The sequence below is a fragment of the Arthrobacter sp. 10T413_2 genome, assembly GCF_056394205.1.
This window is the reverse complement of the sequence record NZ_JBFTHK010000001.1, coordinates 90,991-108,658: the sequence shown is the minus strand read 5'-3', so window position 1 is coordinate 108,658 and position 17,668 is coordinate 90,991. Positions and strand designations below refer to the sequence as shown.

Here is a 17,668-nt window from a genome sequence, read left to right as displayed (position 1 = left end):
CCTCAGCGTCCGACGGCGTCGTCCCGGCCACGTGCCGGTGCGGCGCCGTCGTCGTTTCCGGGCATGCCCTCCGGCTGGGCGCCCGGGCCCGCGCCGGCTGCACCGGCCCCGGATCCGCCGGCGCGGCTTGCCACGCGGAAGTACCGCAGCCCGCGKGCCCGGCGGTTGAAGTGGAGCCGCAGCTGCTTCGCCCGGATGATCCACAGCAGCCCGATCAGGGCCGCGAGCAGGCCGGCAACGGCCGCGACGCCCATGGACCAGCGGKGGCCGGCGATGTTTGCCACCCAGCCGACGAACGGCGCCCCGATGGGCGTTCCGCCCATGAAGATCGCCATGTACAGGGCCATCACCCGGCCTCGCATCACCGGGTCCGTGGTGGTCTGGACGTACCCGTTGGCGCTCGTCATCATGGTGATCGCGAACAGCCCCACCGGCACGAGCGCGACGCCGTACCAGAAGTAGTTCGGAGCCAGGGCTGCGATGCCGGAGGTCACGCCGAACGCCCCGGCCGCCGCGAAGATCACCCGCAGGMGCGGTGTGCCTCGGCCGGCGGATAGCAGGGCCCCGGCGACGGAGCCTATCGCCATGATCGAATTCATGAGGCCGAAGGCGCCCGCGTCGAGGCCAAATTCGGTGCCCACCATGGCCGCGATGAACAGGGCGAAATTCAGCCCCAGGGTTCCCACGATGAAGATCGCCACGAGCACCACGACAAGGTCCGGACGGTATCTCACATAGCGCAGCCCCTCGCGGATCCTGCCTTTGCCGGCCGCTGCCCGCGGCAGCCGGCGCAGCGATGCCGCCGGGATTTTCGCCAGGCTCAGCAACAGGGCGGCGAACGTGAGGGTGTTGATGAGGAAGACCCAGCCCGGCCCGACGACGGCCGTGAGCACGCCGGCGACAGCGGKGCCGATCATCCGGGCGACKTTGAAGGAGGCGCTGTTGAGGGCCACGGCATTGGGAAGGTAGTCGTCCTGGACCAGTTCCKAGACGAAGGTCTGGCGGACGKGGGCATCCAGCGCGGAGACCACGCCAAGCAGCAGGGCKAAGGCGTAGACGTGCCAGAGCTGCGCCGCGCCCGTTATCACGAGGATGCCCAGCCCGGCGCTCAGCAGCGCCATCGCGGACTGGGTCAGGACCAGGAGCCGTTTACGGTTGAAGCGGTCCGCGACCAGTCCGGCCACGGGGGCCAGGAAAAGCTGCGGGCCCAGTTGCAGGGCCATCGTAATGCCCACCGCGCCGGCGTCGTGCGCCGTCAGGTGCGCGAACACCAGCCAGTCCTGGGCAGTGCGCTGCATCCAGGTACCGATGTTGGAGATGAGGGCGCCGACGAACCAGATCCGGTAGTTCAGGATGTGCAGGGATTTGAACGTGGACATCAGGCCCAGCCCTCGCTATGCACTCTCCCGGACGCTTCCAACCGCTAGTCGGCCTCGTCGGCGGAGCGTTCCCGAGCGTCCTCGGCGTCGTACTCGGCGGCGTCTTCTTCGTTGGCGCCCTGCTCGTCGTCGTCCTGTTCGCTGGCGGCCCGGGCATCGCCGTCGTGCTGGAGGTCGTCCTCGGCGTCGGGCCCCTGCGACGGCGCCTGGGCGCCGGGTGCCTCCTCGGTCTCGTMCGTCTGCGCGTCTTCGGGGCGGACCCGTTCAGCCCACGGGACCCAGGCCGGCGCCAGGACGGAGTCTTCCGAGGGCAGCAGGCCGAGCTCGTGGACAGTCACCACTTTGGACCGCGAGTTGCGGGTCAGCACGGCGTACCACTGCCAGCCCAGGTATCCGGKCAGCCTGGATTCAAACAGATGGGTCACCAGGCGGTCGCCTTCGCTGCGGGCACCGAGGTGCTCGCCGATCTGCTCCGCGGGGGCGATGCTTTCCACGGCGGTGCGGGCGACGTCGACGGCGGCGGCCAGGAAGGCGTCAGGCTTGCCGGTACGCCAGACGGGCACGCCGGCGMGAGGGCGGGACCCCTGCTTCGGGCCGGCTCCCTTGGATCCGGCCGGCACTTTGGATCYGGCATCCGGCGCCGGCAACTGATCAGGTTCCTGAGTCATCAAGAGCCTTATACGTCCAGCTCGTCGGCAACCTTACGCAGGGCGGCTGCAATCGCCTTGCCCTTGTTGCCTTCCGGGTACTTGCCCGCGGACAGCGTTCCGGACAGGTTGTCCAGMACGCTGACGAGGTCCTGGACCAGCGGGGCAAGGTCCTTGGCGCTGGGCCGCTTTGCTTTGGCGATGGACGGCGTCTTGTCCAGCACCCGMAGACCGAGGGCCTGGGCCCCCTTGCGACCGTCGGCTACCCCAAATTCAACGCGCGTTCCGGCCTTGAGGTCCGTGACGCCCTCGGGCAGCGCGGACTTGGGCAGGAAGACTTCCTGGCCGTCCTCGCCAGCGAGGAATCCGAAGCCTTTTTCCTTGTCATACCACTTGACCTTGCCGGTAGGCACGTAATCAACCTTCTTCGTTCTTTGGGGGACACGGCCGGCGGTCACCGCATCCGCATGGATACGCGGGTTMAGGGTATGACTGCCCGGACCGTGTTGGTCTGTATMTCCAAGGTTATCCTGCCTTGTTCACTTTAGCGGCGTGAGGCGCGGGCGATGCCGGACTGTTAGCGTTGCCCTCATGACACTGACGCGTTACCGGCGGCCCTTCATGATCCTTGCGGCCGCCATTGCCGTGCTGTCCCTCGTCGCCGTCGGCGCTGTCATGGCCCTGGCGTTCAACCATGTCGTGGCGCCCGTCTGGATTACCTCGGTGGCCCTCTACGGGCTCCCGGTGGCATTTATGCTCATGCTCGCCCTTGTTGTCGACGCGGCGGTCGCCCGGCGCCGCCCGCGCGGGCCCGGCGAAAGGTAACGTTGGATCGATGTCCCTTATCCGCGCGCTCAGCAAGGAACTTCAGGCACGAAGCGACGACTCGTTGCGGGCCCTGTTCTCCGCGCGGCCGGACCTGATCTCTCCCGGCGTCCCGGACTTCGCCGCTMTGGCCGCCCGCGCCAGCGGACGAGTCAGCGTGCAACGGGCACTGGAGCGGCTCAACCGTCCGCAGATGCAGGTGCTGGAAACCCTGCACCTGTGCACCAACGCCGATACCGGACACAGCGCATCGGCGGCAACGCTGAAGAAACTGATCAATGGCTCCTCCGTTGCCGCGATCGACCGCCTGCTCCATTCCCTGCAGGAACTGGCCCTCGTCCACCGCACCGATCCACCGCACGGCGCGACTCCCGCCGCTGCCAAGGCGCGGCACTACCTCCCTGTCGGCAGCCTCAAGGATGTGATCGGCATTTACCCTGCCGGGCTGGGACGCAGCTACACCGAGCTCGTGCGGCTCCAGCCGGCTTTTGCGCAGCGCGTGGTGCAACTGGTGGGGGAACTGCACCGTAGGGGGGCATCCATCTCCCCCGCCACGACGCCGATGGAAGCGGCCCTGGCGCTGCAGCACTGGACGGCAACACCGGAGTCAGTCCAGGACATCCTGGCCAGCKCGCCGGAGCGCACGTCCGCGCTTCTGGCCCGGTTCGGCAACTGGGCCATGGGCGCCGTTCCGCAGGCGCAACGCCGCGCCACAGTGCTCCACGAAAGTTCCGACGTCGGCCCGGTGGACTGGCTGCTGGCGCGGGGGCTGCTGGTGCCGCTGGACGCCGCGCACGTCGAGCTGCCGCACAGCGTMGGCGTGTCGCTGCGCGGCGGGTTTGTCATTGAGGACTTCTCCCTCGTGCCGCCCGTACCCCGGCTGGGCCTCACGAGCGCCGGGCTGCGCCGCAACGCCGCGCTGGGCGCCATCGCGGAGACGCTGCGGCTCGTGGGCGAAGTGCTGTACACCGTGCGTGAGCAGCCCCTGGCGACGCTGCGCAGCGGGGGCGTCGGGGTACGGGAGATKAAGCGGCTGGCGGATTCGCTGCGGATCGGCGTGCAGGAGGCCGGGGTGCTCGCGGAACTCTGCGGCATGGCAGGCCTGCTCCGGCTGGATGTCGACAGCTCCGCGTGGGTGCAGCCGCCGCAGCTGGAGTGGCTGGCGCTTCCCCGGCAGGAACAATGGCTGTGGCTGGTCAACGCCTGGCTGGCCAGCGAGCGCGCCCCCTCCCTCGTGGGCCAGCCCGTAAATACTGCTGCCCCGGGGCCGGCGGGCYACCGGGGCATGGCCKGGACCACTATCAACGCGCTCTCGGCCGAGGCACAGCGGCCCGACGCCCCGGTGGTCCGCAAACGGGTCCTGGAAATCCTCAACGAACTCACCCTGGAGGCCGCGGCCCCCGACGGGCAGGCGCCCGTCCTCGATGCCGGTGCCGTGCTGGAGCGGGCCGAATGGACCCAGCCCCGCATGGCCCGCCGGTTCAGCTCGCTGATCCGCGGCATCCTCATGGAGGCAGAGATGCTGGGCCTCATCGGTTCCGGCGCGCTCAGCCAGCTTGGCGCCGCCATCGCCGCCGAGCAGCCGGATGATGCCCTCGGAATCCTGGGCGAACACCTGCCGGCTGCCCTACAGCACATACTGCTGCAGGCGGACCTGACCGCGGTGGCCCCCGGCTATCTCGATCCCGAACTGAGCGACCGGCTCCTCACCATGGCAGCGGCCGAGGGGCAGGGACCGGCAACCATCTACCGGTTCTCCGTTGCTTCGGTCCGCCGGGCCCTCGACGCCGGCCAGGACGCCGCGGCCATCCTGGAGTTCCTGCGCCGGCATTCAGCCACGGCCATCCCCCAGCCCCTGCAGTACCTCATCGAGGACACCGCCGCCCGCCACTCCCGGCTGCGCGTCGGGGCTGCGGCGAGCTTCATCCAGAGCGAGGACGAGACGGCCCTGCTGGATCTGCTCAACGCCCCGGCCGCCRCCGGCCTCGGGCTCGTGCGGATCGCGCCCACCGTGGTCATCTCGCACGCCGCACCGCGGGATACCGCCCAGGTGCTCAAGGGCCTGGGCCTGTCCCCTGTGCTGGAGGACGCCTCGTCCGCCRTCGTCCGGCTGYGCCGCAGCACCCCGGTTTCMGGCGGCGGCCGGCCGGTCTACACGGCCCCGCGCACAGCCCCGCCGGAGGCGKACATCGACGCCCAACTGGCCGTGCTGCGTAGCGACGGAACCCGCTCCCCGGGCGCTGCCGGCGCTCATCCTCCGGCGGCTGCCCCCGGCAGCGAGGAGGCCACCCAGCTGGGGCTGGAAACCCTGCTGAAGGCGATCCGCCTCAAGCAGCGGGTGGTMATGAATGTTGTGGACGGCCTGGGGAATGCCAGCCGCGAGTGCGTTGTTCCGGTAGCAGTGAATGGCGGGCGTGTCCGGGTGTTCGATCCTGACAAGGAGACCGAGCGGGTCTTGTCCATTCACCGGATTATCGATGTAGAAGCCACAGAGGAATTGCTCCAGTGAATGACGGGCCCCTGATCGTCCAGAGTGACAAGACCATCCTGCTGGAGGTCGACCACGAACTCGCAACAGAGGCCCGGCACGCCATCGCGGCGTTCGCCGAGCTGGAACGGGCCCCGGAGCATGTGCACAGCTACCGGTTGACGCCGCTGGGGCTCTGGAATGCCCGGGCAGCAGGGCTGGACGCCGAAATGGTGCTGGACACCCTGCTCAAGTACTCCCGGTTCCCGGTGCCGCACTCCCTGCTGATCGACGTCGAGGAGACCATGTCCCGGTACGGCCGGCTCCGGCTGGAAAAGGACCCGCAGCACGGCCTGGTCATGCGCACGTCCGACTATCCGGTGCTCGAAGAGGTCAGCCGCGCCAAGAAGATCGCCCCGCTGCTCGGGCCGCGGATCKACGGTGAGACGGTGGTGGTGCATTCCTCCCAGCGCGGGCAGCTCAAGCAACTGCTGCTCAAGATCGGCTGGCCGGCCGAGGACCTGGCCGGCTACGTCGACGGCACACCGCACCCGATCATGCTCAACGAATCCGGCTGGAAGCTCCGCCCCTACCAGAGGCTGGCAACGGAGAACTTCTGGGCCGGCKGCAGCGGCGTCGTCGTGCTCCCCTGCGGCGCCGGCAAAACGCTGGTGGGTGCGGCCGCCATGGCCACCAGCTCCACCACCACCCTGATCCTGGTCACCAACACCGTCTCGGCACGGCAGTGGAAAGACGAGCTCCTCAAGCGCACGTCCCTGACTCAGGAGGAGATMGGTGAGTACTCGGGCTCCGTCAAGGAAGTCCGGCCGGTCACGATCGCCACCTACCAGGTCCTGACCACGAAGCGCGGCGGGCTGTACCCGCATCTGGAGCTCGTGGACGGCAACGACTGGGGACTGATCATCTACGACGAGGTCCACCTGCTGCCGGCGCCCATCTTCCGCATGACGGCGGACCTGCAGGCCCGGCGCCGGCTGGGACTCACCGCCACCTTGGTGCGGGAGGACGGCCGGGAGGGCGAGGTCTTCAGCCTCATCGGCCCGAAACGCTACGACGCGCCGTGGAAGGACATCGAGGCGCAGGGCTACATCGCGCCCGCGGACTGCGTCGAAGTCCGGATCGACCTGCCCCGCGACGAACGCGTGGCCTACGCCATGGCCGAGGACGCCGACAAGTACCGCCTGTGCGCGACCTCGGAGACAAAGACCCGCRTGGTGGAAGAACTCGTCGCCGAACACGCCGGCGAACAGCTGCTGGTGATCGGGCAGTACATCGACCAGCTCGACGAGATCGGCGAGCGCCTCAACGCGCCCGTGATCAAGGGCGACACCACGGTCAAGGAACGCCAGCGCCTCTTTGACGCGTTCCGCGCCGGCGAGGTGCAGACCCTGGTGGTGTCCAAGGTGGCCAACTTCTCCATCGACCTGCCCGAGGCCTCGGTGGCGATCCAGGTCTCGGGCTCTTTCGGCTCCCGCCAGGAAGAGGCCCAGCGCCTGGGCCGGCTGCTGCGGCCCAAGAAGGACGGCCGMGCCGCCCGGTTCTACTCGCTCGTGGCCCGGGACACCCTGGATCAGGACTTCGCCGCGAAACGGCAGCGCTTCCTGGCCGAACAGGGTTACGCCTACCGGATCATGGACGCCAACGACGTCGGGACCGCCGGTTGAGCCGGGGCGGCGGCGCGCTTGGTGCGGCCCCGGCAGTTCCCCGAGGGCCGGAACAGCCCATGCAACACCCATCTTTCATTCAGAAAACTCCCAGAGTCTGGGAGCATCATGGGAGCATKAAGAAGAACGGACCCGAAGCCAAGCTGCTCGTCGTCGATGATGAACCCAACATCCGCGAGCTGCTGTCAACGTCCCTGCGTTTTGCAGGTTTTGAAGTTGTCTCAGCCGGCAGCGGRCGCGAGGCACTGGCCGCCGCGGAGGAGCACGCCCCCGATCTGGCAGTCCTGGACGTCATGCTGCCGGACATGGACGGCTTCACCGTCACCCGGCGCCTGCGCGCCGCCGGTAAGCACTTCCCCGTCCTGTTCCTCACGGCCAAGGACGACACCGAAGACAAAGTCACCGGCCTGACTGTGGGCGGCGACGACTACGTCACCAAGCCGTTCAGCCTCGACGAGGTGGTGGCCCGCATCCGCGCCGTGCTCTGGCGCACGCAGCCCCAGGTCGACGACGACGCCGTGATCCGGGTCGATGACCTCCAGCTCGACGACGACGCCCACGAGGTCCGCCGCGGCGGGACCGTAATCGAACTGTCCCCCACCGAGTTCAAGCTCCTGCGCTACCTCATGCTCAACCCGAACCGGGTCCTGTCCAAGGCCCAGATCCTGGACCACGTCTGGGAGTACGACTTCAACGGCGATGCCTCCATCGTGGAGTCCTACATCTCCTACCTGCGCCGCAAAGTGGACATCGATCCCGAGGCCCCGGCACTGATCCAGACCAAGCGMGGCGTCGGCTACGTCCTGCGGACAGCGGAGAAGCGCTGACCTTGCTGTACCGYTGGAAGTCGGCGTCGCTGCGGTCGCAGCTCGTGGCCATCATGATGGCGCTCATGCTCGTGGCCCTTACGGCCACGGGTGCGGGCACGCTGACCCTGCTGCACAGCTTCCTGCAGGGCCAGGTGGATGACAAGCTCCGGGCCGCCGTCGATTCCGCGCGCCAGCAGCAGTCCTTCAGCCAGTTGCAGGAAACCAGCTMCACCGTTCCCACCGACTATTCGCTGATGCTCTTCAGCCCGGGCGCCCCGCCTTACACGTTTGGCGGCGACAAGGACTCCCACCCCGCCATCAAGACTTTCTCCACGGTCGAGGCCCGGGAACKCCAGCAGGTGCCCTTCCAGGTGCGCGGCACCGACGGCGGCAACTGGCGGGTCGTGGCGGTCAACGTGGTGGACAACAACCAGCGCAGCGCCGTCGTCGTGATCGGCCTGCCCCTGGACCCCGTCGATTCCGTGATGGAACACGCCGCCCTGGTGGTCGTGGGGGTGGGCCTGCTGACGCTGGTCCTGGCATTCTTCATTGCCACGTGGACCGTCTCGCGGTCGTTCCGCCCGCTGGCTCGGGTGGAGAAGACGGCCGCCGCCATCGCCGCCGGAGACTTGTCCCGGCGTGTGGAGGTTGAAAACCCGGGCACTGAGGTGGGCCGGCTCGGGAGTTCGCTCAATGCCATGCTCGCGCACATCGAAACAGCGTTCGCCGCCCGGATGGCATCCGAGGCCAAGATGCGGCGCTTCGCGGCCGACGCCTCGCACGAACTGCGCACCCCGCTGGTGACCATCCGGGGATTCTCCGAGCTCTACCGGCACGKCGCGCTGTCCACGCCGGAAGACGTGGCCACCGCGATGGGACGGATCGAGAGCGAAGCCAAGCGCATGGGGGCCATGGTCGAGGACCTTCTGCTGCTCGCGAGAATCGACGAACAGCGCCCGCTGCAGCAGAAACCGGCGGATCTGCTGCTCCTGGCCAACGATGCCGTGGTGGACACCCAAGCCAGCGACCGCAGCCGCACCATCACCCTCACCGGACTCKACGGAGCTGCCCCGGCTGCTGCCCCGGTCCTGGGCGATGAAGCCAAGCTGCGGCAGGTGGTGAGCAACCTGGTCGGCAATGCCCTGCGGTATACGCCGGAGGGCAGCCCCATCGAGATTGGCGTCGGGGTCCGGACCGCGCCGGACGGCGCACGGCACTCCGTAATCGAGGTCCGAGACCACGGACCGGGCGTCCCGGATGAGGAGGCGGCCCGGATCTTCGAGCGCTTCTACCGGGCGGATACGTCGCGGACCCGGGAAACCGGCGGCAGCGGACTCGGCCTGGCCATCGTGGCCGCCATCATCGGCGCGCATGCGGGGTCCGTGCGGGTCGAAAAGACCGACGGCGGCGGCGCCACGCTGGCGGTCAGCATCCCGTTCCTGGACGAGGACGCCACGGCATTGCCCGCGCCGGAGTTGTCCACATAGGAGCCGCCGGCGGTGTCCGCCCGGTGCGCTGCCTGCCTACGCTCGAGGTGTCCGGAAGATCCGGATGAGGCAGACAGTTCCCGCAAGCTTCTCCAGCAATAACTGTCCGGCAAAGGCCGTCCAGCAAGGCTGTCCAGAAAGAAGTCACGAAACGGCTGGCTCTTGGCCCTGGTCCGCAGGTTGCCGGGTCCCTGCTGCCTCCTTCGAACATTCGAGAGGGCATGGCCATGAGCATCATTTCCGTCGATACCGAACTCCTCCAGCTGAAATCCGCCAACGTGAAGGCCACTGTGGAGCGGATCAGCGCGGACGTCCACGCCATGAAACACGGGCTGGACGAACTCCAGGGCAGCTGGCGCGGCACCGCGGCGACGAACTTCCAGAACCTGGTCGCCGAGTGGGCGCTGACCCAAGGCAGGGTCGAAGCCTCCCTGGCGTCCATCAACCTTGCACTGAATTCGGCAGCCGCCACTTATGACCAGGCAGAGCTGGGGAACGTGCAGCGCTTCACCTGAGCCTCCGGGTCCTGGCCAGGCCTTCCCGGGGCGCGTCAGGCCTCGGGCGTGCCCTGGTGGAAGCGCAGCCGCCACTGTGCCCCGTCAAGGACCCACAGGGAGCTGCGCAGGGCTGATCCCTCGCGCGTGTGGCTGCGGTAAGTCAGGAGCACTGTCTTCTCTCCCAGCCGGTCCGCGCCCAGCAGCTCCAGTTCGGAGGGTCCGCCGGGGTTGTCCTCCAGGGCCATCATCATGGCGTCGCGGGTCCAGATGCGTCCGGAGCTGCCGATTTCGGTGAAGTCGGGGTGGAGCAGGACTGCTGTGCGGCCCAAGTCCGCCCGGGTTTCCGGTAGGAGCAGTTCCCGCTCGAGCGACTCGACCACTGCTTCGGGGCTGGTCTCCGCCACGGCTGTGGCCGGTTCTTCTTCGAGTTCGCTGAAGAGGTCCGGCTCTTCGAAGGCGCCTGGTGCGCCGAAGAGCTCCTGTTGGCCGGAGGGTGCCGTGGACTGGGTCGGCCGCATGGCCTGCTGCGGGGCCGCCACCTGTGACACCGGGGCCGCGGTTGCCCGCGCTGCCTGATGGGCCGCCTGCGGCGACGTGGAGCCCGCCGGGGCTGCCGGTGGCGCCCCCACTGCCGCTGTCCCGAATCCGGGACCCTGCCGGACGGCCACGCCTTGCTGGTACGCCGTGGCAGCTGCCCGGGCGCGGTCGTCTGCCGCTTCGTTGAGCTCGTGGCCTGCATGGCCCCGCACCCATTCGAAGGTGTACTTGCGTCCTACGAGGGCCTGGTCGATGTCCTTGAGGAGGTCGACGTTCAGCACCGGCTTGCCGTCCGCCTTGCGCCAGCCCTTGCGCTTCCAGCCGGGCATCCACTTGGTCACGGCGTTGATGACGTACTGGCTGTCGCAGAGAATGAGCAGGTCTTCGGCGGGCACATGAGCCGTGGCCCGGAACAGGTCCAGCACCGCCATCAACTCGCCCTGGTTGTTGGTGCCGTGGGGCCATCCGCCGGCACGCCAGCAGTCGTCATTCACGTACCAGGCCCAGCCGGCCGGGCCGGGATTTCCTAAGGCCGAACCGTCGGCCGCTGCTGTAATCGTCACTGATCTATCCTGCCAGACCCCGCCGACGTTCACCGACGCCCCCTCACATCCGGCACCAAACCACCGACCAATCCACCCAACGCTCCCTCACCGCCCGTTCTCAGCAGAGCAGCCGCGTGATCACCGTGCTACCTAAGGCAGCGTCCGCTGGATCAGTGCGTTTCGTGAGGGAGGGTGTCCGGGCGGGGATGTGCTTAACCGACGACGGCGGCCCCACCCGAAGGTGGGACCGCCRTCGTTKAACGATTAGTTCAGGTGRCTGGAAGCCGGGTGGTTAGAAACCGCCCATGCCGCCCATGCCGCCCATGTCGTCGCCGCCGCCCATAGCCGGGGAGTTCTTCTCCGGCTTGTCGGCCACAACGGCCTCGGTGGTGAGGAACAGACCGGCGATGGAAGCCGCGTTCTGCACGGCAGAGCGCGTTACCTTGACCGGGTCGTTGATGCCGGCGGCCAGCAGGTCGACGTACTCGCCCGTGGCTGCGTTGAGGCCGTGGCCTGCGGGCAGGCCGCGGACCTTGTCCACCACGACGCCGGGCTCAAGGCCGGCATTGAAGGCGATCTGCTTCAGCGGGGCGTCGATGGCAACGCGGACKATGTTCGCACCGGTTGCTTCGTCACCGGAGAGCTGCAGGTTCGCGAATGCCTTGGCACCGGCCTGKATCAGGGCAACGCCACCGCCGGCGACGATGCCCTCTTCAACAGCAGCCTTGGCGTTGCGGACAGCGTCCTCAATGCGGTGCTTGCGTTCCTTGAGCTCGACCTCGGTTGCGGCACCGGCCTTGATGACTGCAACGCCGCCGGCCAGCTTGGCCAGGCGCTCCTGCAGCTTCTCGCGGTCGTAGTCGGAATCCGAGTTCTCGATCTCGGCGCGGATCTGGGACACGCGGCCGGCGATCTGGTCGGCGTCGCCTGCACCCTCAACGATGGTGGTCTCGTCCTTGGTGACAACAACCTTGCGGGCCTTGCCGAGGAGTTCGAGTCCGGCGGTCTCAAGCTTGAGGCCGACTTCCTCGGAGATGACCTGGCCACCGGTGAGGATGGCGATGTCGGCCAKCTGCGCCTTGCGGCGGTCGCCGAAGCCCGGAGCCTTGACGGCAACGGACTTGAAGGTGCCGCGGATCTTGTTGACGATCAGGGTGGCCAGGGCCTCGCCCTCGATGTCTTCGGCAATKATCAGCAGCGGCTTGTTGGACTGCATGACCTTTTCGAGGACTGCAACGAGTTCCTTGACGTTGGAGATCTTGGAGTTGACGATCAGGATGTAGGGATCCTCAAGGACCGTTTCCTGGCGCTCGGCGTCGGTGACGAAGTAAGCGGAGATGTAGCCCTTGTCGAAGCGCATGCCTTCGGTGAGCTCCAGCTCGAGGCCGAACGTGTTCGACTCCTCGACCGTGATGACGCCTTCCTTGCCGACCTTGTCGAGGGCTTCGGCGATCAGGGCGCCGATCTCGTTGTCGCCAGCAGAGATGGACGCGGTGGCGGCGATCTCTTCCTTGGTCTCGATTTCCTTGGCGGAGGCCAGGAGCTCGCGGGTGACGGCTTCAACAGCCTTCTCGATGCCGCGCTTGAGGGACAGCGGGTCAGCGCCGGCCGCGACGTTGCGCAGGCCTTCCTTGACCAGGGCCTGAGCGAGCACGGTGGCCGTGGTAGTGCCGTCGCCAGCGACGTCATCCGTCTTCTTGGCAACTTCCTTGACCAGCTCGGCGCCGATCTTCTCGTAAGGATCGTCCAGCTCGATCTCCTTGGCGATGGAAACACCATCGTTGGTGATCGTGGGGGCGCCCCACTTCTTTTCGAGGACGACGTTGCGTCCCCGCGGGCCGAGGGTGACCTTGACGGCGTCGGCGAGGATGTTCAGGCCCCGCTCAAGACCGCGGCGTGCCTCTTCATCAAATGCAATGATCTTGGCCATAACGGCAGTAGTCCTTTCGGGACAGTCGTTAAGAATGAACCTTCGCTGCGGTGCCCGCGACGGACGATCCCAACCCGGCGGCCTCTGTATGCCGCTGGGTCCGGGATCTCACCCCAGCAAGGTGTTTCTTTAGCTCCTGGACCGGCCGCCTCACTTCGCGGCCGGGCGGACCGGGCGTCGTGTTAGCAGTCAGTGCGCTKGAGTGCTAACTCAATAATTAGCACTCCCCCGGGGAGAGTGCAAGCAGTGGCCTGCCCGAACCGCCCGCCACGCGGGCCCAATACGCTACGAGCGATCAGCCGCCGTTGCTGCTGGCGGTCTCCGTGCCGCTCATCTTGGCCATGTTGTCCTCGCCGTAGGTGTAGACCACGTAGTTCGCCTGAGTGATGTCCCCGTGTGAATCGAAGCTGATCCGTCCGGACTGGCCGTCGTAGTCCGGACGCTGGCCTGCCCGCAGCGCGTCTTCACAGTCCTTGTAGCTCGTGCACACCTTGCTGGCGGCCGGGCTGGCGGTCTGGCCGTCTGCTGCGGCGGCGCCGCCGGAGAAGGGGACGAGGGACGCCGCGATGGAGGTTCCGGCGTCGTCCTCTGCTGCGGCGGCAGCGACGGCGGCCAGGATGACGGCGTCGTACGTCTCGGCGGCGAACGTCATGTCCTTCAGCCCGGGATCTACCGCCACGAGGTCCGCCTGGAATGCCGCGGAGGGGAAGACACCGGGCAGGATCCCGCGTGCGCCGTCGAGGGCGCGTGCGCCCAGCCCGGAGCCGTACTGGTTCACTGCTCCGTCGCTGAGGACGAGTTTCTTCCCGGCAAGGCCGGMGTTGTTCAGTTCGGCGATGGCACCTTGGGCGCCATCGCGCGCGACCAGGACCACGGCGTCGGGATTCGCGGCTTTCGCGGCGGCAGCAGCTTGTTGCGCCTGGCCCGGTTTGAACTCCGCGTCCGCCACGGTGTCCATGCCGGACTGCTTGGCTGCACTGTCKACTGCGGCAGCTACGTCCTTGCCGTAGTCACCTTCCTCATGCAGGACCGCCAGGGTCTTGGCGCCGCCGTCTTTGGCCAGCTTGGCCAGGACGGACGCCTGGGCGACGTCGGCCGCCGCGGTGCGGAAGTAGTAGCCGCCGCTCTTGTAGTTGCTGAGCCCGCTGGCAGAGTTGGCCGGCGAAATGAGCGCTACCTTGGCGTTGGACAGCACGTCGATGGCGGCGGGGGCACGGCTGGAATCGGTGGGACCGATCACGACGTCGGCCTTGGCGGCCACGAGCGCTTTGGCCTGGGCGGCGGTGTCCGTGCTGATGGTTTCCGGCAGCAGCTCCACGGGTTTGCCTTTGTGGCCGCCGGCGGCATTGATGTCCTTGACGGCAAGCCGTGCGGCCGCAAGCTGGGGGGCGTTGAGGAAGTTCTGCCGCCCCGTGTTGTCCAGGATCAGGCCGATGCGCAGGGTACCGTCGCCGCTGGCGTCGGCGCTGGCCACGCGGGCGCTGCCCGCCGGCCCCAGGCAGCCTGTCAGTGCCAGGGCCGCTACCGTTGCCGCTGCCAGGGCGCGTCCCAACGGCAAAGTTCCTGTGCGGCGCCGGGCGGTGTTCCGCGGGGTGTCCGTGAGGGCGGGAAGTGCCACTAGGCGGGCCGAACGCTTTCAGCCTGCGGGCCCTTTTCGCCCTCGCCGATTTCCAGCTCCACCCGCTGCCCCTCATCCAGGGCGCGGTAGCCTTCCCCGATGATCGCGGACCAGTGCACGAAGACGTCGTTCTCGGACCCGTCGACAGTGATAAAGCCGTAGCCCTTTTCGGCGTTGAACCATTTGACGGTTCCCAGTGCCATGGTGTCCACACTTTCAGCTAGCTTGCGTGCGGCCCACGTCGATGTGCGCCGCGGACTGCGGAGAGAAATCCGCAGCCACTGTATCCACAGCGTCCCGCAGTAATGCCGGTGACGGGCAGACCCGCCGGTGAATAGTTATTGAGGCGTAACCGGAATGGGTTACTGGAAGCCGGGGCCGATCACCACGACGAGGGGCGTGTTGAACTCGGCGGACTCCACCAGGGTGTCGATGCCCAGGAGTGTTCCCAGAGCCTCGGCGTTGCCCTTCTGGTCCACGCCGCTGTAGAAAATCACCGACGCCTGCTGGGGAACSCCGGGCCAGTTGCCCGTCTKGCCCAGGACCCAGCCGGCGGAACTGACGGTGCCGCCGACCCTGCTGGCGAGGCCGGCGGTGGTKGTCCCGTTATAGATCGTCACCGGCTGCGTCTTGTCCACGCCGGCGGCGGTGTCCCCCGGTGTTGCGGAGGGCGATGCTTCCGGCGCCGTCGTGGCAGCTTCGGGGCTGGCCGGGGCCGTGCTGGTCGCCTCGGGACTGGGACTCGCCGGGCTCGTRGCAGACGGGCTGCTGCTGGCGGACGCGCTGCTGCCAGCAGAGACGGCAGATGCCTGACCCGCAGAAAAGCCGAGCTTGGGCAGGATCAGGAAGGCCACCAGACCGATGGCCAGCGCTACGCAGCCCGCCGCCAGGATGGGCACCAGGCTCCGGCGGCGCGATTCGGCGACGGTCCGGTGGACACCCTGCCGGGTAGAGGTCTCCGGGACCCGATCAAATTCATCCCGAGCGTATTTGGTCATGGCTAAACGACGTCCTTGCTGATTTCATACGGGGTGCCCGAGGCCGGAAGCGGGCGCAACAGGACCTGCGAATCCGGCTGCGCGTGGCGCTACTTTACGAATCTGTTCCCAGACGACGGGCAGTGCGGGCACGTTGGCGTGATGTACGTAGTCTACGCAATCTCTTGACCAGCATGGGATCGTGGGCCAGCGCCTCCTCGGTATCGATGAGGGCGTTGAGGATCTGGTAATAGTGCGTGGCGGAAAGGTCGAACAGCTCGCGGATGGCCTGTTCCTTGGCCCCGGCGTACTTCCACCACTGCCGCTCCAAGGCAAGCATCTGCTGGTCACGGGCACTMAGCGGCGATTCGTCCGCCACCGCGCACAGGCTGTCCCCGGCGTCGGAAATTCCGTCAAAATCCCCCGCGAGCACGTGCTCTTGCGCTGTTTCGGACACGACACACTCCCTTGGCTGGATCCGGTGAAAAGTCAGTCCCATGCTACGGCCGAACGACAGGGTTGTCATTTGGGCGCGGTCCACGAACGGGCGGCGCGGGCGGACGTGCGGGAGAATGGGACCTGTGTTTGATTCCGATGCCTTGTTCGAGCTGGAGCCCGCAGCCGCCGACAACCTCAGCTTTGCGGAGCTGGCACTCCAGCCGCTGAGCGAGCTGGTCGCCCCGGACTGGGCGGAGGCGCTGGCGCCGGTGGAGGCACAGCTGCGGGACGTCCTGGACTACCTCGCCAGCGACGCGGYGGCGGGGCATGAGGTGCTCCCGTCGCCGTCCAACCTCATGCGCGCTTTCCGGCAGCCGCTGGCCGGCGTCCGGGTCCTGATCGTGGGACAGGACCCCTACCCGACGCCGGGGCACGCCGTCGGGCTGTCCTTCGCCGTCGATGGTGGCACCCGGCCGGTCCCCCGCAGCCTCGCAAACATCTACAAGGAACTGGAGGCCGATCTCGGCTTCCCGCCCCGCGTCCACGGGGACCTTAGCCGCTGGGCGGAGCAGGGAGTGCTGCTGCTCAACCGGGTCCTCAGCGTGCGCGCCGGAGCGGCCGGTTCGCACCGGAACAAGGGCTGGGAAGCCGTCACGGCGGCGGCCATCCGGGCTGTCGCGCATCGCGTGTCCGCGGACGGCACGGGCACGGCTCCCCTCGTCGTGATCCTGTGGGGGAAGGATGCCGAGTCCGTCAGACCGCTGCTGGGGTCCGCCGCCGTGATCGCCAGCGCCCACCCCAGCCCGCTCTCGGCATCCCGGGGCTTCTTCGGTTCCAGGCCATTCAGCCGGACCAACACGCTGCTGCAGGAACAAGGCGACGGGACCGTCGACTGGGAACTGCCGCCGTTGCCGTAACAGGCCTCCCCGCCGGGGTTCCCGGCCGGGGTTCTTGGTTAGGCTTAGCTGCATGACCTCCGTCCCCGCCGCCACCACCGCCAACAAGAACTCGCGCCCCCAGACTGACCTGACTGTCCTGCGCCGGGAACAGCTCTCCCCGCACATGGTCCGGATCATCGCCGGCGGCCCTGGCTTCGCAGGGTATGCCAACAACGACTATGTGGACCGGTACGTCAAGATCGTGTTTCCGCAGCCGGGCATCGACTACCCGGAACCCCTGGACTTGTGGGCCATCCGGGAATCCATGCCGCGCAGCCAGTGGCCGTTCACCCGGACCTACACGGTCCGTTGGGTGGACGCGGCGGCCCGGGAACTCGCCATCGACTTTGTCATCCACGGCGACGAGGGCCTCGCCGGCCCTTGGGCGGCAGCGGCCAAACCCGGCGACCGCCTGACTTTCACGGGCCCGGGCGGCGGCTACAACCCGGACCCGACGGCGGACTGGCACCTCTTTGCCGGCGATGAATCGGCGCTCCCGGCCATCGGCGCCGCCGTAGAGTCCCTGCCCCAGGACGCCCGCGGCCTCGCCATCCTCKAGGTGGACAGCGACGCCGACATCCAGGCAATCGCGGCGCCTGCCGGCGTCGAACTGCGCTGGCTCCTGCGCCGCGGCGTCCCCGCCGGCGAGAGCGAACTGCTGGTCACGGCCGTGCGCGACGCCGAGTGGCCCGAGGGCCGAGTCCAGGTCTTTGCCCACGGCGAGCGGGGCTACATGAAGGGCCTGCGCAACGTTTTCTACGTGCAGCGCGGGCTGGAGCGGACCCAGGTTTCCCTCTCCGGCTACTGGGCGAAGGGCCGCGTGGAGGACGACTTCCAGGCGGAGAAGAAGCTGCCAATAGGCAAGGTCTAACGGCACAAGGTCCAAAGG

General features: G+C 67.9%; 17 protein-coding genes. 8 read left to right on the top strand and 9 right to left on the bottom strand.

Annotated elements, in window-relative coordinates; all coding sequences use genetic code 11:
• Positions 1–2: 2 nt before the first annotated feature.
• Genes AC1DBQ_RS00510 through AC1DBQ_RS00500 form a run of 3 tightly spaced genes read right to left on the bottom strand, consistent with a single transcriptional unit; the run spans position 3 to position 2,439 of the window.
• Positions 3–1,379: an MFS transporter gene (locus AC1DBQ_RS00510; protein WP_476926617.1), complete on the bottom strand. Its 1,377-nt coding sequence runs from the start codon at positions 1,377–1,379 to the stop codon at positions 3–5.
• Positions 1,380–1,423: 44 nt separating this feature from the next.
• Complete coding sequence (locus AC1DBQ_RS00505; protein ID WP_476926616.1) at positions 1,424–2,047, bottom strand: DUF3027 domain-containing protein; 624 nt, start codon at positions 2,045–2,047, stop codon at positions 1,424–1,426.
• A gap of 8 nt (positions 2,048–2,055) precedes the next feature.
• A complete protein-coding gene (locus tag AC1DBQ_RS00500; RefSeq protein ID WP_091251405.1) occupies positions 2,056–2,439 on the bottom strand; it encodes a cold-shock protein in 384 nt (127 codons plus the stop codon).
• A gap of 178 nt (positions 2,440–2,617) precedes the next feature.
• On the opposite strand from AC1DBQ_RS00500, the gene AC1DBQ_RS00495 reads away from it, so the two are divergent.
• The 6 genes from AC1DBQ_RS00495 to AC1DBQ_RS00470 all read left to right on the top strand — a co-directional run bounded on the left by AC1DBQ_RS00495 (position 2,618) and on the right by AC1DBQ_RS00470 (position 9,814).
• Positions 2,618–2,851 (top strand): hypothetical protein, encoded by a 234-nt coding sequence (locus AC1DBQ_RS00495; protein WP_116766967.1) that lies wholly within the window; start codon positions 2,618–2,620, stop codon positions 2,849–2,851.
• 10 nt (positions 2,852–2,861) lie between these two features.
• A complete protein-coding gene (locus AC1DBQ_RS00490; protein WP_476926615.1) occupies positions 2,862–5,360 on the top strand; it encodes a helicase-associated domain-containing protein in 2,499 nt (832 codons plus the stop codon).
• On the top strand, positions 5,357–7,003 hold the full coding sequence (locus AC1DBQ_RS00485) for a DNA repair helicase XPB (protein ID WP_476926614.1): 1,647 nt from the start codon (positions 5,357–5,359) through the stop codon (positions 7,001–7,003). The genes AC1DBQ_RS00490 and AC1DBQ_RS00485 overlap by 4 nt, the downstream gene beginning before the upstream one ends.
• A gap of 116 nt (positions 7,004–7,119) precedes the next feature.
• Positions 7,120–7,830, top strand: coding sequence for a response regulator transcription factor (locus AC1DBQ_RS00480; protein WP_476926648.1), 711 nt, complete (start codon positions 7,120–7,122; stop codon positions 7,828–7,830).
• A gap of 2 nt (positions 7,831–7,832) precedes the next feature.
• Positions 7,833–9,299, top strand: a complete 1,467-nt coding sequence (locus tag AC1DBQ_RS00475) for a sensor histidine kinase (protein ID WP_476926613.1) — start codon at positions 7,833–7,835, stop codon at positions 9,297–9,299.
• A gap of 227 nt (positions 9,300–9,526) precedes the next feature.
• Complete coding sequence (locus tag AC1DBQ_RS00470; protein WP_476926612.1) at positions 9,527–9,814, top strand: WXG100 family type VII secretion target; 288 nt, start codon at positions 9,527–9,529, stop codon at positions 9,812–9,814.
• Positions 9,815–9,849: 35 nt separating this feature from the next.
• On the opposite strand, the gene AC1DBQ_RS00465 is transcribed toward AC1DBQ_RS00470, so the two are convergent.
• The 6 genes from AC1DBQ_RS00465 to AC1DBQ_RS00440 all read right to left on the bottom strand — a co-directional run bounded on the left by AC1DBQ_RS00465 (position 9,850) and on the right by AC1DBQ_RS00440 (position 15,860).
• A complete protein-coding gene (locus tag AC1DBQ_RS00465) occupies positions 9,850–10,896 on the bottom strand; it encodes an RNase H family protein (RefSeq protein WP_476926611.1) in 1,047 nt (348 codons plus the stop codon).
• Positions 10,897–11,170: 274 nt separating this feature from the next.
• A complete protein-coding gene (gene groL, locus AC1DBQ_RS00460; RefSeq protein ID WP_476926610.1) occupies positions 11,171–12,808 on the bottom strand; it encodes a chaperonin GroEL in 1,638 nt (545 codons plus the stop codon).
• A gap of 295 nt (positions 12,809–13,103) precedes the next feature.
• A complete protein-coding gene (locus AC1DBQ_RS00455) occupies positions 13,104–14,366 on the bottom strand; it encodes an ABC transporter substrate-binding protein (RefSeq protein WP_476926647.1) in 1,263 nt (420 codons plus the stop codon).
• 59 nt (positions 14,367–14,425) lie between these two features.
• Complete coding sequence (locus tag AC1DBQ_RS00450; protein WP_139184482.1) at positions 14,426–14,629, bottom strand: cold-shock protein; 204 nt, start codon at positions 14,627–14,629, stop codon at positions 14,426–14,428.
• Positions 14,630–14,788: 159 nt separating this feature from the next.
• Positions 14,789–15,424 (bottom strand): LytR C-terminal domain-containing protein, encoded by a 636-nt coding sequence (locus tag AC1DBQ_RS00445; protein WP_476926609.1) that lies wholly within the window; start codon positions 15,422–15,424, stop codon positions 14,789–14,791.
• Positions 15,425–15,518: 94 nt separating this feature from the next.
• Complete coding sequence (locus AC1DBQ_RS00440; RefSeq protein ID WP_476926608.1) at positions 15,519–15,860, bottom strand: DUF3263 domain-containing protein; 342 nt, start codon at positions 15,858–15,860, stop codon at positions 15,519–15,521.
• Positions 15,861–15,975: 115 nt separating this feature from the next.
• On the opposite strand from AC1DBQ_RS00440, the gene AC1DBQ_RS00435 reads away from it, so the two are divergent.
• Entirely contained in the window at positions 15,976–16,758 is a 783-nt protein-coding gene (locus AC1DBQ_RS00435) for a uracil-DNA glycosylase (RefSeq protein ID WP_476926607.1), read from the top strand.
• Between the two features lie 52 nt (positions 16,759–16,810).
• Entirely contained in the window at positions 16,811–17,650 is an 840-nt protein-coding gene (locus AC1DBQ_RS00430; RefSeq protein WP_476926606.1) for a siderophore-interacting protein, read from the top strand.
• Positions 17,651–17,668 lie beyond the last annotated feature (18 nt).

Excerpts from the sequence above, each read along its gene's own strand:
- AC1DBQ_RS00495 (WP_116766967.1), top strand. The coding sequence starts at position 2,618 with ATGACACTGACGCGTTACCGGCGGCCCTTCATGATCCTTGCGGCCGCC.
- AC1DBQ_RS00470 (WP_476926612.1), top strand. The coding sequence starts at position 9,527 with ATGAGCATCATTTCCGTCGATACCGAACTCCTCCAGCTGAAATCCGCC.
- AC1DBQ_RS00450 (WP_139184482.1), bottom strand. The coding sequence starts at position 14,629 with ATGGCACTGGGAACCGTCAAATGGTTCAACGCCGAAAAGGGCTACGGC.